Genomic DNA, 14,879 nt, shown 5'->3' on the forward strand with positions numbered 1-14,879 from the left:
AAAAATAACCCCGAAAAAGCGAGGTTATCTTTTTATAGCATTTTTATTTTAATCCATTAAACCAGCTAATGCCGAGTGTATTTTCCCCTGCATGGACACCGATGACGGCCCCTAATGGTGCATCAAGCACATTCAGTTCCGGATAGCGTGTTTGTATTTCCTGCCGCCAATCAACTGTATGCTCTTCATGCAGACCATACAATAAATACACTTCTTTAAAGTGATGCTTTTCATATGCCTGTTTAAAATATTCGAGAATTTTATCCTTGGCCTTTTTCTCGGTGCGGACTTTCTCCTTCACATACAAGGCTCCATTATCAAATGAAATCACTGGCTTGACGTTTAACATGCTGCCCAGAAAGAATTGCACGCCCGACATTCTGCCGCCGCGGTGAAGCTGCTCGAGACTTCCAACTAATACGTATGTTTCGTTTGTATCTCTTATTTCTTCCATTTTTTTAATGACGTGTTCGAGATTATGACCTTCCGCCAATAATTCCATTCCTTTTTTCATCAATGCCGACATTGGCAGAGTAAGAATATTTGAATCAAAAATTGTTACTGGGATATCCACCAGCTTTGCGGCCTGCTCACTGGAAGAAACTGTACCGCTCAGCTTCCCGGAAAGATGGACAGCAACAATTTGGTCATAATCTTTAGAAAGCCGTTCGAACACTTCCTGAAAAGCCCCCACTGAAGGCTGGGATGTCTTAGGCGGGCTTTTAAGGTGCTTTAACCTCTCAAACAATTCATGTGAAGTCAAGTCAATCCCATCTGCAAATACCTCTCCGTTAAGAATAACGGATAATGGAACACTATATATATCAGGATGTTTTTTTAATTCTGAGTCTAAATAAGCGGTGCTATCAGTCACCCATGCCGTTTTAACCACGGTCATCTCCCCTTGCTGGAATTTTAGTACCTACTACTAATAGTAACTGTAATTCCGAATATTGTAAATATTTATAACGCCTAAAACAAACAAACCGGCAAAATGCCGGCTTGTCATTAGCTAAGTAGTGCTTCGATATCTTTGGCAATTTCACTTGGCTTTACGTTCGGTGCAAAACGTTTTACAACATTTCCTTTTTGGTCAACAAGAAATTTCGTGAAGTTCCACTTGACTGTATTAAAACCCAAGATTCCCGGTGTCTGCTTTCTTATATAGACGAACAGCGGGTGAGCGTATACGCCATTTACATCGACCTTTGCAAACATCGGAAAGGTGACGCCGTAATTTAATTCACAAAAGGATTTAATATCTGCTTCCGTCCCAGGCTCCTGGCTCATAAACTGATTGCAAGGAAAACCCAGAACCGAGAAACCCTTTTCTTTATACGCTTCATAAAGTCCTTGAAGCTCCCGATACTGAGGTGTAAAACCGCACTTGCTGGCAGTGTTGACAATGAGCAGAACCTTCCCATCAAATTGCTTTAGTGAAATTTCCTCTCCACCTATAGCTTTCGCCTTAAACTGATAGATCGACATTCAAGTCTCCCCCTTTAGCTGCCACTTCCGTATTCCTCAAGTTGTTGTAAAGTGGCAATCATAAATTCCGTCATCTCAGCAAAGTCCTCCATTTGCTCCTCTTTGACAATTCTCTCAAAGTCAATGGAAATGACTAAGCGGATATTTTTTGACTTTTCTAAAGGGTTATATTCAACAGACTGGGAGATTTTCCTTGTTTCCCCCCAAATATTTTGGAAAATTTTATATAATCCGTAAAAATCCCTTTGGTTTTCAGGGAGTTCGAGTGAAAATTGCAGCTTCACATAGCACCCGGCATTCTGCTCTGAAAGTGACTCTGGAAGGAGTTCCGCTGCTAAGTTGTTAAGCCTTGCTTCTAATTCCATTTTCGCATGTATCGGAAGCCTGCTTTCTCTTAAACCAAAGCTGATCGTAAACAATCGGGACATTTTCGCTAGATTAAGCCAATCATTGCGATCGGTTACAAAGATTTCACCGATCATATCCAAATCATAAAGGGCGCCTTCGATTACGACCTTCATGTTATCAAAGGCTGTTGGATCAAACATACTGCGCTTCGACTCCTTTAGAATAGACCTACCGCATTCCCATTTTCATCTACATCCATATTCAAGGCCGCCGGTTTTTTCGGCAGGCCTGGCATCGTCATAACCTCACCGGTTAAAGCAACGATAAATCCTGCACCTATCGATGGTTTGAATTCCCTTACCGTAACGGTAAAATCTGATGGTCTGCCAAGCTTTGCCGGATCGTCTGATAGGGAATACTGCGTTTTCGCCATACAAACAGCTAAGTAGGACCAGCCATTTTTTTCAAAATCCTGCATTTGTTTTTTTGCTTTTGGCGAAAACTCGACATCTTTGCCGCCGTAAACCTTTTGGACGATGGTTCTTATCTTCTTATCAATCGGGTCTGCCATGTCATATAAAGGGTGGAAATTGTTCTTTTCCTTACTGATGACAGACAAAAGGGTCTCAGCCAGTTCAATTCCGCCTTCGCCTCCCTTTTCCCAAACCTCTGTCAAAGCGGCGGAGACGTTTTCCCGTTTGCACCATTCTAGCAGTGTCTGGATTTCAAGGTCGGTATCTGTGATAAATTTATTTACGGCGACAACAACCGGCAGCCCAAAGCCTTTAATCGTTTCAATATGTTTTTGCAAATTGGCAAAGCCAAGTGTCAGCGCCGGAATATTTTCCTCTGCTAAATCCTGCTTCGCCACACCGCCATGCATTTTTAAAGCCCGAATGGTAGCGACAATGACAACAGCCTCAGGTTTAATCCCGGCTATTCTCGATTTGATATGTAAAAACTTTTCCGCTCCCAAATCGGCCCCAAAACCCGCTTCCGTGACCACGTAATCAGCTAATTTTGCTGCAGTCAGTGTCGCTATCACACTGTTACACCCATGTGCGATATTCGCAAAAGGACCGCCGTGGACTAGGGCCGGCGTATGTTCAATGGTTTGGACAAGGTTTGGTTTTACCGCATCTTTTAATAATAAAGTCAATGCCCCTGAAACCTCTAAATCACCGACCGTTACCGGTTCCTTATTGTAATTGTAGGCGACTACCATTCTCGCTAACCGTGATTTCAAGTCTTTTATATCTGTTGCTAAACATAATACTGCCATGATTTCAGACGCAACTGTGATGTCAAAGCCATCCTCCCTTGGCATTCCCTGAAGCGGTCCGCCAAGACCTACAATAACCTTCCGAAGGGCTCGGTCATTTAAATCTACCGCTCGTTTCCAAACAATTCTGCGCGGATCGATATTAAGCTCGTTCCCTTGCTGAAGGTGGTTATCAATAAACGCAGCAAGGGCGTTGTTTGCCGTCGTTATTGCATGAAGGTCGCCGGTAAAATGCAGGTTTATATCCTCCATAGGGAGAACTTGAGCATAGCCTCCTCCGGCAGCCCCTCCCTTAATGCCCATCGTCGGACCCAAGGACGGCTCCCGTATCGCAATCATCGTCTTTTTGCCAATCCGGTTAAAAGCATCACCCAATCCAACAGTGACCGTCGATTTCCCTTCTCCGGCAGGGGTTGGACTAATCGCCGTTACGAGAATAATTTTCCCGCTTTCTTTTGTTTTTAATTTGGCCAGTGCATCGGTAGACAGCTTTGCTTTATATTTGCCATACAGTTCAAGATCATCTTCTTCAAGCCCCAGCCTATTTGCAACATCTACAATCGGCAGCATTTTTGAGCCTTGAGCAATTTCAATGTCCGATTTTACACTAATCTCCATTGCCAATTCAATCCCCCGCATTCTTTATATTTAAAAGTAACTACCTTTAAATTGTATCAAAAAGGCGTTTTCATTCCGACAGATAATTATGAACAAATTATTATCTTTTCTGAATTTAGAATAATGTTTATAATAGAATTATCAAATTTTAAAAATATTCATTGATTTCTTTTATTAACCATTGTATAAATGAATATAACTTTTTTAATTGTAAAGGGGATGGTCACTTGCCTATTAACATTCCGAAACTTCTTCCAGCCCGGGAAGTTTTAGACCAGGAAAACATTTTTATCATGGACGATGAACGGGCGACGAGCCAAGATATCCGGCCATTAAAGATTTTAATCTTAAATTTAATGCCAGAAAAAGAAAAAGCGGAAACGCAGCTGTTAAGGCTATTGGGAAACTCTCCGCTCCAGGTTAATGTCAAATTTTTAAAAACATCCTCGTATGAATCCACTCATACTAGCAAGCAGCATTTAGAGATGTTTTACACTACCTTCTCTGAAGTTAAGAATCAAAAGTTTGATGGGATGATTATTACCGGCGCGCCTGTCGAGTTATTAGAATTCGAACAGGTTAAATATTGGTCGGAATTAACCGAAATCATGGATTGGACCAAAACTAATATTACCTCGACACTACATATTTGCTGGGGAGCACAAGCCGCGCTTTTCCATCATTATGGAATTAGAAAATTCGAGCTTACACGGAAATGCTCCGGCATTTATTCCCATCGAATTTTTGAACAAAATGATATTTTATTACGGGGCTTTGATGATCAATTCTATGCACCGCACTCACGCTATACGGATGTTTCAATTGAGGCCATCAAAAGCAACCCTCAGTTAAAATTATTAGCTGCTTCCGAGGATGCAGGCGCATTATTAATCGCCTCAACAGACCGAAGGCATGTCATGATTACCGGTCATTTAGAATATGAATCTGATACATTAGCACAGGAATATGACAGAGACTTATCTAAGGGCCTCGAAATTCACATGCCGGAAAACTATTTTCCAAATAACGACCCGACCCAGCCTCCAATCAATCGCTGGCGCTCTCATGGCCATTTGTTCTTTTCCAACTGGCTCAATTATTATGTCTATCAGGAAACCCCATTTTTTTGGGGATAAAGCATCGGGATTTCCCGATGTTTTTTTTTTGATTGTTATGACCAAAATAGAGGTGGAAAAGGAGGGATATAGAATAGAATCCATTGTCGGACTTCACCGCAATCATCTTGGGGAAATTATTAGTTTCATTACCTCTGAGGGGCGTGTAATCTCATATCGAAAAGCATTACTCGAAGCAGAGAGCGGATTACTAGCAGGCATACAAATGCAAGAGGATGGAAACGGAAATGCCTATTTAAGCCCTGCTGAGGAAGAAAGCTTTGACCATTATCCAGTCCTATTTTAAATGAAAACTCGCCGATTGGCGAGTCCGATAGGACGAAGACAGAGGCGTAGTTGAATTTATGCGTTAGGGAAGTATAAATTTGTAAAAATTTATACTTCCCTATTAGCTAAAAGAGGCAGTCATCTGACCGCCTCTTCTTTCATTATTCATTCTCATTTATTTTCTGAATTTCTCTTAAGGCGTCTATCCGTTTTTCGTCTTCTTCAAAAAACTGGACCAAATCACCGATCCGATCAATGGAATCCCAGCTCAAATGATGCTCAATTCCCTCTACATCCTTATAGATGTTTTCCTCTTTCACGCCAATGATTTTAAGGAATTGCTCAAGCAAATCATGGCGGAAAACTAGCCGTTTGCCAATTTTATTCCCTTTTGTTGTTAAGCTGAAGCCTCTATATTTTTCATACACCAAATAATCATCTTTATCGAGCTTTTGAACCATTTTTGTTACCGAGGAGGGATGAACGGACAATGCTTCGGCAATATCGGAAACCCTGGCATATCCTTTTTCTTCTATCAAATTATAAATTTGTTCAATATAATCTTCCATACTGGGTGTTGGCATCCGATACCCTCCATTAAACAGAATCACCTAAAAGTTTACTATAGAAAAATAAGAGTGACAAGATTCTTTATCACAATAACTCCTCAGCCAAACTTTAAACAGTTGCGTTTTCAAATATAAATTTCACTCGCTTTTCCTTTTCATCTATATACAGTCTGGCATTAAAGGTTTTCTCATTATTGGTAAAGCCTTCAATGACCTCGGTTTTTCCTTCTGTCAAAAGCAGCTTTATATTTTTCTGCGTTATATTTTTCCCAAGAATTTTTTTTGAAATCGTAAAGTTACACTTATTTTTTTGATAGTTCGTACAGCCGTAAAAACTTCCTTTGTCGACCATCGTACCGTCACATTTCTTACATGGTCCAAGCTTAGTCTGAGTTTTCTTTGCCCCCCGTTTACCAGGTGTGAAATTTTCGCTTAGTTCCTTAGAAAACGTCCAATTAACCGCCTGATCAACCCCGGTCGTAATTAAATGGTTAACCATCTTTTTCGTTTGCTCCATAAATTGCTTTGGGGAGGCTGAGCCCTCTGAAATTTCCTTCAACTTCTGCTCCCATTTTGCGGTCATTTCCGGCGATGCGAGAATTTCCTTGCCGACTGCTTCAATGAGAATTTTAGCCTTTGCCGTTGCGTAAACCAGATTTTTTCTAACCTCGATATATGCCCTGTCTTTGAGCATGGTGATAATGCCAGCTCTTGTCGCCTCTGTTCCAAGCCCCTCAGTCTTGGTCAGAATTTTCTCCAGCTCTTTATCCTCAATATGCTTGCCGGCTGTCTTCATCAGCGTAATCAGCTGTCCTTCAGTATAACGCTTTGGAGGCTGTGTCTGGCTTTCCTTCACGTCCACTTTGATTGTTTTGCCTTGTTCCCCTTTTTCCAGCGGCGGCAGCGACGGCTCGTCATCCTGTTCCTTTTGATTGATGACCTTCCTCCAGCCCTCATCAATTTGCACTTTCCCCTTCGAGACAAACTTTGCCCGCCCATCTACTAACGTAATGACGGTCGTATATTCAAAAATGGCCTTTTGGTAATAGGCGGCAATTAAACTCTTAACCACCAGGTCATATAGTTTTTGTTCATCAGCGGATAACTTTTCAATATTCGGTATTTGTTCCGTCGGGATAACCGCATAGTGGTCTGTCACTTTTTTCTCGTTTACATATCTTTTATTCTCCGCTATTGAATCAACAGGTAATGGGAAAAAGCCTTGATATTCTTTGAGATGGCTTAATTTTTTAAGAGTATCGGGGAAATTGGCCGCTTCCTCTTTCGTCACATAACGAGAATCGGAACGAGGGTAAGATACATATCCTTTTTGGTAAAGCTGCTGCAGAACATCCAAAGTTTTTTTCGGTGAAAATTTATAACGTTTATTGGCATCAGCCTGCAATGCAGATAAGTTATAGAGAAGCGGCGGTAAAAACTCTTTCCGCTCACATTGAACATCGTCGACTTCCGCGTTCTTCCCACGGCAAAATGCTGCTACCTTTTCTGCCATCTCCTTGGTGTTAACACGAGTTTCACCGTCGTTTTGCCATTTGCCCGTGTACTTTTTATCATTAATTAAAAATTGTGCCACGACTTCCCAAAACGGTTCAGATTTAAAATTTTCAATCTCTAACTCCCTCTTTACAATCAATGCTAGCGTAGGAGTTTGTACTCTGCCGACTGAAAAAACATCTGAAAAGCCCTGTTTCTTAAGGAGCAGGCTGTACAGTCTTGAAGCATTCATTCCCACTACCCAATCTGCACAGGCCCGGGTATAGGCTTCAAAATAAAGATTTCGGGTGTCTGTTTCTTCCAGCAGCTTTTTAAAGCCTTCCCTAATAGAATTAGGGGTTAGCGAAGAAATCCACAGCCTTTTCATTGGCTTACGGCAATTTGTCAGTCTTAAAATATTGCGAATAATTAGTTCCCCTTCCCTTCCTGCGTCACCGGCATGGATAATATCGGTCACTTGCGGGTCGGATACTAATTTTTTTATCACAGCAAATTGCTTCGCTTTGTCCTTCGTTACTTCATAATTAAAATGCTCTGGTATAATCGGCAGATTCGTTAAGGACCACTTCTTCCATTCCGGCTGATATTTCTCTGGCTGAACCAATTGACAAATATGCCCAATGGCCCAAGTAACATAGCCCCCATCAGGAAAAAGCTCGTTCGGAAAAATTTCAATAAAACCGTTTTGTCTTTTATGTTTAAAGATGGATGCCAGGGTAGAGCCTTGATCAGGTTTTTCGGCAATGATTAGTTTCATCATAATTACTCCCTTTTTAATAACATCTCCTCTCTCATTTTACCTTTTAAAATTATTTTCGTATAGCGGCTATGAAAGCAATCAAATAATTCCCTTATAAAACGCAATTTCAATTTTTCTGAAGTATAAAGGAGGCGGAATTTTGGATTAATTTACGCCTGTGTCCATCATTGCTTTCCATTCACAATATAAATCAGGATCCATTTCCTTGAGTTGATACAAAAACGTGTCTAATAATTTTAATTTGCCGAGGGCTTTAAAAAAATCCATCGGCCACAAATGTCGGGTTTTCAATGAATTTACATGGTCAATCACTTTAACCTCTCCTTGTTCGTTTACGATAAGATGGCGAATACTGGCATCGATCCTAGTAAAGCCCATTCTTTTCATTTCCTTAAATATAAATACTAGCTGTTTGGCGATTGGGTCTGGAATGATTGCTAATGGCTGAAGATAATCCTTCATTGATTGACCCTTGATGTATTCCATTACAATATATTTCGCTCCCACATCAAAAACCTTAGGAACTATTGCGGAATGCTGCCCCAAGTTTAGTGCTTCGCTCTCTTTAAGGCAGTGCCTTTCCCTTGCGTACACCTTTACACATCGGTCTTCGGAAATCCTGAATACAGCTCCCTGCACCCCTTTTCCAATCAATTCATAGCGTGTTGGATTATTTATTTTAAGTCCTGTTTTTTCCACAGTTATTTTGTGATAATCATCCAATTTTTTCACTCCTTTTCTACTAGATTACTATCAAAGCTATTCTACCGTAACGGCTGCTAACTATTGGCCGTATATAACCTTATGGTTAAGTAGCGAATAGTAAATTTATCGTCCCGGGAGCACATTCCCTCTCGGTTTTTGCTCATTACAAAATTAGATATTAAAAGGCTAAAATTTAGTGTCTCTAGTATTCTCCTGCCCTCACCTCAATTGGACAAGTGAATATCATGAATGTAAATTAATGGAAATTGTAAATTTTCATAAAAAAACAGGAGGAATATCTATTAATGGTTGACTCTTTGAATTCAACAGTGTCGGTTAAGTTCCCATATTTGGATGGATCGGAGTCGACAGTATTAAACCGACCTTCAGCACTTGATTTTGCCAGAGAATTGTTAGATTACGATGTCATTTCATTTGATGTTTTTGACACTTTGTTACTAAGGCCGTTTGCAGAGCCTCATCATTTATTTATGGTAGTGGGAGACAAGCTTGACTGTGTGAATTTTATGTCTATCCGGATGAAAGCGGAAAAGGAAGCGCGTGATCGTGCGGAGGTTATGAAGGGAAACAGAGAAGTATCAATATACGATATATATGAATTTATTGAGCAAAAAACAGGTATTCAGGGACAGTATGGAGTCCAGGCAGAATGGCAAACAGAATTAGAGGTTTGTTACGCTAATCCATATATGAAAGATGTTTTTGAAATACTTAAATCACAAAACAAGAAGATAATTGCTATTTCAGATATGTATCTAACAAAGTCCATGATTGTACAGATGTTGGACAAGGCAGGCTTTGGAGGATTTTTTGATGTTTTTGTTTCCAGTGAAAACAATGGCAGTAAACAAGATCATCAATTATTCAAAAAAGCACTGCAAAAATTAGGCAAGGACATACGAATAGTCCATGTCGGTGAAAATATTGAGTCAGATATAAAAAGTGCTCAGGAACTAGGATTAGCGGCAAGATATTACAATAATGTTCATAAAACAGGAAATCAATATCGTGCAGACGGTATGTCTGAGTTGATTGCTTCCACCTACAGCGGGATTGTGAATATGCATTTGCATAATGGAAGTAAGCAGTACACACCTTATTATGAATATGGTTTTATTTACGGTGGTTTGTATATATTAGGCTACTGTAAATGGATTCATGATTATGCGAAACAGAATCATATCGATAAAATTTTATTCCTTTCAAGAGATGGGGATATTTATCATAAAGTATTTAATTTTCTAAATTCAGATATATATAATGAATATGTTTACTGGTCTCGAATTGCCAATATGAAATATACGATAGAAAAAAATCGCTATGACTTTTTGAATCGAATGGTAAAACAGAAGGCAAGTGGCATTTTAAAAATTACAATAAAATGCCTATTAGAATCTTTAGATTTAGGGGAAATGGTAGATTTGTTATCTTCTTATCAACTAAAAGAAGATGACCTGATTCATAAAGACAATGTTAAAATCATTCAATCATTTTTTGTGGAAAATTGGCAGTTTGTTGTGAAAAAACTATCTGAAGACGATGAAATAGTGAAAGAGTATTTTCAAAACCTCATTCAGGGATGTAAAAAGGTTGCAGTAGTGGATGTTGGCTGGGTGGGTTCCGGTGGGGCAGGAATAAAATATTTAATTGAAGATAAATGGAAATTGAATTGTGAAGTCCACAGCTTAGTAGCAGGTTGTCGACACTCTAACCACACGGGTAATCTAAGTCAAATAATGAAAAAAGAAATAGCAGTTTACATTTTTTCTAGAATGTATAACAGAAATTTATACGATATCCACTCAAGCACTAAACATCTTAACATCTATTTCGAGTTATTTACTCAGGCTTGCTATCCTTCATTTTCGGGCTTTAAGAAAACCGAAGATGGGTATAAATTAACATTTGACGTACCGGAAGTAGAAAACTATAAAATTATAAAGCAAATTCATAATGGGATATTTGATTTTGTTAAATTGTATAAAAAAACATTCGCAAATTATGAGTATCTATTTAATATTTCTGGTTACGATGCGTATATGCCATTTAGAATGATAATAAAAGATCTTCGTTTTATAAGGAAATACTTTGGTGAATTGAGTTTTTCCAGAGGTGTGATTGCAGATACTGAAAATCAAACCTTTGAAACACTAACTGAGCTAATGGATCAGGCAGGACAATAGAATACAAATATAGGAGTTTATAGAGGGAGGTGCATGATTATTTCAAGCTCAGAATTGAATAGTAGTTGCGATGAAAATCAGCTTGGATTTTTTTGCGCTGATCAAAAGATTCAAATCAACGAAAATTCCACACTCCTTTTAACATCAGATTTTTCAAATTTAAATAATATGTCTTTCGAAGAACACAAAAAAATATTTCAACTAGTTCTTGATTATTTCGTACCGGAGTCAAGTCTGGTAATAACACCGCATCCCGATGATCTTATGTACTATGATTATCTATTTCCTCAAGCAACTGTGATAAAAAAGAAAATTCCATCCGAGTTACTCCCCTTTGTTTTTAGCAGAAAACCAAAAACAATAATAACTTTAACACCCACTGAAATCTGTAACTTAACTGGATTTTTTGAAAATTGCTTACTGTTTTCCACCGATTATGTTAAGAATTTTACGATTACACATCAATATTATTGTGCACTAAAAATAATTAACGAATTGTTCAGAAATTATGAAGTTTTTGAAATGAATTCAGATAAACTGCTGCTGGAAAATTTATTAAACATTTCCGGAAATCAATTAGGCAGCATCGTTAAGAGCTGCAAGAATTTAAGTCAAATTCCTGCTAAAAGTGTTGTACTAATTGATGATTTTAATAATGAAATATTGCCCAATGCTAAAGAAATCGTAAATTTTTTTAAATCAACAGATAAGGAATCTATCATAATTTTTCTAAATTCGAATAAGGAATATCTGTTCTATGATTACCCTGACAAAGAAATTTTAGAGTATTTAATCCCGGTTGAAATACTGCGATTCAGCACTGTTGATGAAACTGACCTGGAGGCAAAAACAATTTTTGTTTGTACAAAAAGGAAGGATCAAAGGAAAATGATAAAGGACCAATCATTTGAAAAAACACTAAAAAGTTCAAAAGAAATCATAAAAGTTAAGGCCATGTCAGAAGAACAGTTAAGAATAAAAATTTTAGAAGGCATCTTAGAGGCGACTGAAAAAAGGCTGGAGCATTATATCAAGTTGGAATCGGAACTTAGAAAAAAGTTGAATATAAGAATGACAGAATGAAAGGAAAAGCCTGATTACCAGTGTTCTTCGTCTCATCATTATTAAAGGGGCTGTCTAAAGCCCTGGCTATATTTTATTAAATGGTTTTATTGAAGATGGCTCGGTGTACCAATTCTCTTCCGGAATAATATTCGATACAGTTAAAATAAGTGAAGGAATTCGTTCAACGTCAAAAACAATGGCGCCTATTATCTTCGTAAACATAATAAAGGCAGTGCCATGTGAAAATTTGCCCAACTCTTCCCCAATATGCAGGAGAGACATCATGATCACCTGTTTTTCAGCGTCTTCTATCGCAACCGTCGGAGAGAACCGTAATATCCATTCCTCGCCCTCAATTGAAAATCGAAACACTTACATCCCCACCCCAGCATGGAAAAGTTATTAGTTTAACATATTGAGGAAAGGATGGTTTTATGTCCATTAGCCAAAAAAGTTGGCAGGTTTTCTTCCGTTCAAAAACGTTTAGATTTTTGAGGAAAAACCTACCGCCATTTCTTGACTGACCATATTTGTTATTGTATATTTAAAGCATCATGAAATCGAATACATTTGCTCATGCTCATGTTTTGTTCCATGATAATATTTATTCTCTGGCACCATATATGAGGGTGTCCTGAAAGGCTTAGGAGGAAGAAGTACATGCAAAATGGTAAAGTAAAATGGTTCAACAACGAAAAGGGCTTCGGATTTATCGAAGTTGAAGGCGGAGACGATGTATTCGTACACTTCAGCGCTATCCAAGGCGACGGCTATAAATCTTTAGAAGAAGGCCAAGAAGTTTCTTTCGAAATCGTTGAAGGAAACCGCGGACCTCAAGCTGCTAACGTTGTAAAATTATAATCAATCATAAATCTTGAAAGGCTGACAGGATTGTCAGCCTTTTTTACGTCAGCTTTTTTCCATATTCCTGAATTTTTTGCCCGACAGTACATTGTGAAATGCAAAACCGGTGGGCCGTTCTCCGGCCCCCTTCCCTTTTTAGTTGCCGATGTACAAAACAGCCTTCACAGTATTCATTCAGCAAATGTTCCACTTGATTAAAAAGAGCTTTTCTGGCTGATTCTTTCACAAAGATTAGACACCCCGTTCCATTATAGAATAATCGTTTTCGCAAAGATATTTTTTCCTTCCAACGCCTGGGTTGCAAGCTTATCAGCTTCTTTATTGTCATTTCGTGGGATAGCTGTGTATTTTGGATAAATGCCAAGTTGTTTAATTTTTTCCTCAATCCGGTCCAGCCAACGGTTCAAGTTTTCTTCATAACAAGGCCATTCACCCTCCAGCTGTTTTAATACGACCTGGGAGTCACCTTTAAATTCGCATGATTGATGCTGCACACCTAGATCTTCCAAAATATTAAGGGCAAAATAAAAAGCGGCATATTCTGCCTCGTTGTTTGTATCCATTTCATCAAAAAGTTCATTGGCGCGAATACGGTATTTCTTTTTTCCCTGCTGAAAAAAGATAACTGCGCCAAGACCAGCCTGATTGGTTTCCTTGTGAAATCCGCCATCAAAATAAACGGTTATTTCTTGAGGTTCCTCTTCTATTTCTGTCAGCAGCTTTTTCATTTCCTTTAAAATCCAAGATGTTCCTTTTTCATCATAAAAATACAGGTCGACCGCTTTCCCCAATCGCTCGAGCTCTTCCCCAAGCTGGATAGCTGTTTCAGCGGAAGCCCAGTCGGAAGTACATTTCACTTTTTCATTACTTTTTAATTTATGCACCCATTCAAGCTTATATTTCACTGATATTCAACCTTTCTAATTGATTATTATGGTAAATAATGTATCCATCTATATAAATTCATTTATATCATACCCAGAAGCGTCATAGAAAATATTTTCCTGCAACGTATAAGTAATATATGATAAACTTTCAGTTAGGTAATGATGGGGGAATTTTGAAAACGGAGGCACTAGCACCATGAAAAAACCACTGTTCGCAGATTTAAGCCTGCTTTTAGTGACAATGATTTGGGGAATGACATTTGTTTTAGTGCAAAATGCGATAGACTTTTTGGAGCCATTTGCGTTTAATGGAATACGCTTCTTTATTGCCGCAGTTTTGCTCTTTTTCGCTTTAATCCTATTTGAAAGAAAGCAGCTTAAACAAATAAATATAAAATTAATTATTTCCGGAGTTTTTATTGGATTTTGGCTCTATTTGGGTTATGTTACGCAAACAATCGGCCTTTTGTATACAACATCTTCGAAAGCCGGTTTTATCACCGGGCTCAGTGTTGTTCTTGTCCCTTTATTTTCGATGTTTTTAATGAAACAAATTCCAGGTAAAAACGCGATTTTTGGTGTTCTTACGGCGACTGTTGGCTTGTTTCTGCTGACCCTGACGGATATATCAGCATTAAATATTGGCGATGGATTTGTTTTTGTTTGTGCCATCAGCTTTGCGATGCACATTATTTTAACAGGAAAATTCTCAAGCAGATATCCGACTTTACTTTTGACCGTTATCCAAATCTCAACTGTTGCTATTCTTTCCACTATTTCTTCTTTCATTTTTGAAGATTGGCGGAAGTCATTTCGGATTGACATTTTATTATCACAAGATGTTTTGATTGCTTTGGTTATTACCAGTATTTTTGCAACAGCAATTGCTTTCTTTATTCAAACAAACTTTCAAAAGTATACATCTGCAACAAGGATTGCCCTTATTTTTGCCATGGAGCCGGTTTTTGCAGCCATTACGGGCTATTTCTGGGCGCAGGAACGTTTATCCTCCAGTGCTTTAATTGGCTGCATCCTTATTTTTATGGGAATGATTTTCGCCGAACTGCCGGCTAAGAAAATCTTCATATTAAGAAAAAACAAAAGTATCGGAAGCTAAATGGAAACTCGCCGATTGGCGAGTCCGATAGGACGGTTCATGAGGCGTAGTTGA

16 protein-coding genes are annotated in these 14,879 nt (G+C 38.6%); 6 read left to right on the top strand and 10 right to left on the bottom strand.

Annotation, left to right across the window (positions count from 1 at the left end; genetic code table 11):
• Positions 1–43: 43 nt before the first annotated feature.
• From ACFPA1_RS14285 to ACFPA1_RS14300, 4 genes are all read right to left on the bottom strand, one after another.
• A complete protein-coding gene (locus ACFPA1_RS14285) occupies positions 44–892 on the bottom strand; it encodes a DegV family protein (protein WP_378583861.1) in 849 nt (282 codons plus the stop codon).
• A 116-nt stretch (positions 893–1,008) separates the two neighbouring features.
• Positions 1,009–1,488, bottom strand: a complete 480-nt coding sequence (locus ACFPA1_RS14290; RefSeq protein ID WP_378583864.1) for a glutathione peroxidase — start codon at positions 1,486–1,488, stop codon at positions 1,009–1,011.
• Positions 1,489–1,502: 14 nt separating this feature from the next.
• Positions 1,503–2,036 (bottom strand): hypothetical protein, encoded by a 534-nt coding sequence (locus tag ACFPA1_RS14295; protein WP_378583865.1) that lies wholly within the window; start codon positions 2,034–2,036, stop codon positions 1,503–1,505.
• Between the two features lie 17 nt (positions 2,037–2,053).
• Positions 2,054–3,736, bottom strand: coding sequence for a formate--tetrahydrofolate ligase (locus tag ACFPA1_RS14300; protein WP_378583867.1), 1,683 nt, complete (start codon positions 3,734–3,736; stop codon positions 2,054–2,056).
• 227 nt (positions 3,737–3,963) lie between these two features.
• Here ACFPA1_RS14300 and metA point away from each other — a divergent pair, with 227 nt between their 5' ends.
• Together metA and ACFPA1_RS14310 are read left to right on the top strand one after the other, a co-directional pair.
• On the top strand, positions 3,964–4,872 hold the full coding sequence (gene metA / locus ACFPA1_RS14305; protein ID WP_213145089.1) for a homoserine O-acetyltransferase MetA: 909 nt from the start codon (positions 3,964–3,966) through the stop codon (positions 4,870–4,872).
• Between the two features lie 37 nt (positions 4,873–4,909).
• Positions 4,910–5,158: a hypothetical protein gene (locus ACFPA1_RS14310; RefSeq protein ID WP_378584393.1), complete on the top strand. Its 249-nt coding sequence runs from the start codon at positions 4,910–4,912 to the stop codon at positions 5,156–5,158.
• Positions 5,159–5,300: 142 nt separating this feature from the next.
• Here the strand turns inward: ACFPA1_RS14310 and mntR are convergent, their stop codons facing one another.
• The 3 genes from mntR to ACFPA1_RS14325 all read right to left on the bottom strand — a co-directional run bounded on the left by mntR (position 5,301) and on the right by ACFPA1_RS14325 (position 8,706).
• Entirely contained in the window at positions 5,301–5,723 is a 423-nt protein-coding gene (gene mntR / locus ACFPA1_RS14315) for a transcriptional regulator MntR (RefSeq protein WP_378583869.1), read from the bottom strand.
• Positions 5,724–5,817: 94 nt separating this feature from the next.
• Positions 5,818–7,980 (bottom strand): DNA topoisomerase III, encoded by a 2,163-nt coding sequence (locus ACFPA1_RS14320; RefSeq protein WP_378584394.1) that lies wholly within the window; start codon positions 7,978–7,980, stop codon positions 5,818–5,820.
• Positions 7,981–8,127: 147 nt separating this feature from the next.
• Positions 8,128–8,706 (bottom strand): AarF/UbiB family protein, encoded by a 579-nt coding sequence (locus ACFPA1_RS14325; protein ID WP_378583872.1) that lies wholly within the window; start codon positions 8,704–8,706, stop codon positions 8,128–8,130.
• Between the two features lie 287 nt (positions 8,707–8,993).
• On the opposite strand from ACFPA1_RS14325, the gene ACFPA1_RS14330 reads away from it, so the two are divergent.
• Both ACFPA1_RS14330 and ACFPA1_RS14335 read left to right on the top strand, forming a co-directional pair.
• Positions 8,994–10,892 (top strand): HAD family hydrolase, encoded by a 1,899-nt coding sequence (locus ACFPA1_RS14330; protein ID WP_378583874.1) that lies wholly within the window; start codon positions 8,994–8,996, stop codon positions 10,890–10,892.
• 33 nt (positions 10,893–10,925) lie between these two features.
• On the top strand, positions 10,926–11,975 hold the full coding sequence (locus ACFPA1_RS14335) for a hypothetical protein (protein WP_378583877.1): 1,050 nt from the start codon (positions 10,926–10,928) through the stop codon (positions 11,973–11,975).
• A 66-nt stretch (positions 11,976–12,041) separates the two neighbouring features.
• Here the strand turns inward: ACFPA1_RS14335 and ACFPA1_RS14340 are convergent, their stop codons facing one another.
• Complete coding sequence (locus ACFPA1_RS14340; RefSeq protein WP_378583880.1) at positions 12,042–12,329, bottom strand: hypothetical protein; 288 nt, start codon at positions 12,327–12,329, stop codon at positions 12,042–12,044.
• A gap of 288 nt (positions 12,330–12,617) precedes the next feature.
• Between ACFPA1_RS14340 and cspD the strand changes: the two genes are divergently transcribed.
• Positions 12,618–12,818 carry a cold-shock protein CspD gene (gene cspD, locus ACFPA1_RS14345; RefSeq protein ID WP_023627628.1) on the top strand — a complete coding sequence of 67 codons (201 nt, stop codon included), beginning with the start codon at positions 12,618–12,620 and terminating at the stop codon, positions 12,816–12,818.
• Positions 12,819–12,861: 43 nt separating this feature from the next.
• On the opposite strand, the gene ACFPA1_RS14350 is transcribed toward cspD, so the two are convergent.
• Positions 12,862–13,149 (bottom strand): zinc-finger domain-containing protein, encoded by a 288-nt coding sequence (locus ACFPA1_RS14350; protein WP_378583883.1) that lies wholly within the window; start codon positions 13,147–13,149, stop codon positions 12,862–12,864.
• Entirely contained in the window at positions 13,070–13,726 is a 657-nt protein-coding gene (locus ACFPA1_RS14355) for a reverse transcriptase-like protein (RefSeq protein WP_213145085.1), read from the bottom strand. Before ACFPA1_RS14355 ends, ACFPA1_RS14350 begins: the two co-directional genes overlap by 80 nt.
• A gap of 178 nt (positions 13,727–13,904) precedes the next feature.
• Here ACFPA1_RS14355 and ACFPA1_RS14360 point away from each other — a divergent pair, with 178 nt between their 5' ends.
• Positions 13,905–14,825 carry a DMT family transporter gene (locus ACFPA1_RS14360; RefSeq protein ID WP_378583885.1) on the top strand — a complete coding sequence of 307 codons (921 nt, stop codon included), beginning with the start codon at positions 13,905–13,907 and terminating at the stop codon, positions 14,823–14,825.
• Positions 14,826–14,879: the final 54 nt, after the last annotated feature.

Origin of the sequence: Neobacillus sp. GCM10023253, assembly GCF_042653105.1 — a bacterium.
Lineage (GTDB): Bacteria > Bacillota > Bacilli > Bacillales > Cytobacillaceae > Neobacillus > Neobacillus citreus.

Coding starts and splice junctions, on each gene's coding strand:
- ACFPA1_RS14290 (WP_378583864.1), bottom strand. CDS start 1,488: ATGTCGATCTATCAGTTTAAGGCGAAAGCTATAGGTGGAGAGGAAATT.
- ACFPA1_RS14295 (WP_378583865.1), bottom strand. CDS start 2,036: ATGTTTGATCCAACAGCCTTTGATAACATGAAGGTCGTAATCGAAGGC.
- ACFPA1_RS14300 (WP_378583867.1), bottom strand. CDS start 3,736: ATGGAGATTAGTGTAAAATCGGACATTGAAATTGCTCAAGGCTCAAAA.
- ACFPA1_RS14310 (WP_378584393.1), top strand. CDS start 4,910: ATGACCAAAATAGAGGTGGAAAAGGAGGGATATAGAATAGAATCCATT.
- mntR (WP_378583869.1), bottom strand. CDS start 5,723: ATGCCAACACCCAGTATGGAAGATTATATTGAACAAATTTATAATTTG.
- ACFPA1_RS14320 (WP_378584394.1), bottom strand. CDS start 7,980: ATGAAACTAATCATTGCCGAAAAACCTGATCAAGGCTCTACCCTGGCA.
- ACFPA1_RS14330 (WP_378583874.1), top strand. CDS start 8,994: ATGGTTGACTCTTTGAATTCAACAGTGTCGGTTAAGTTCCCATATTTG.
- ACFPA1_RS14335 (WP_378583877.1), top strand. CDS start 10,926: ATGATTATTTCAAGCTCAGAATTGAATAGTAGTTGCGATGAAAATCAG.
- cspD (WP_023627628.1), top strand. CDS start 12,618: ATGCAAAATGGTAAAGTAAAATGGTTCAACAACGAAAAGGGCTTCGGA.
- ACFPA1_RS14350 (WP_378583883.1), bottom strand. CDS start 13,149: ATGACAATAAAGAAGCTGATAAGCTTGCAACCCAGGCGTTGGAAGGAA.
- ACFPA1_RS14360 (WP_378583885.1), top strand. CDS start 13,905: ATGAAAAAACCACTGTTCGCAGATTTAAGCCTGCTTTTAGTGACAATG.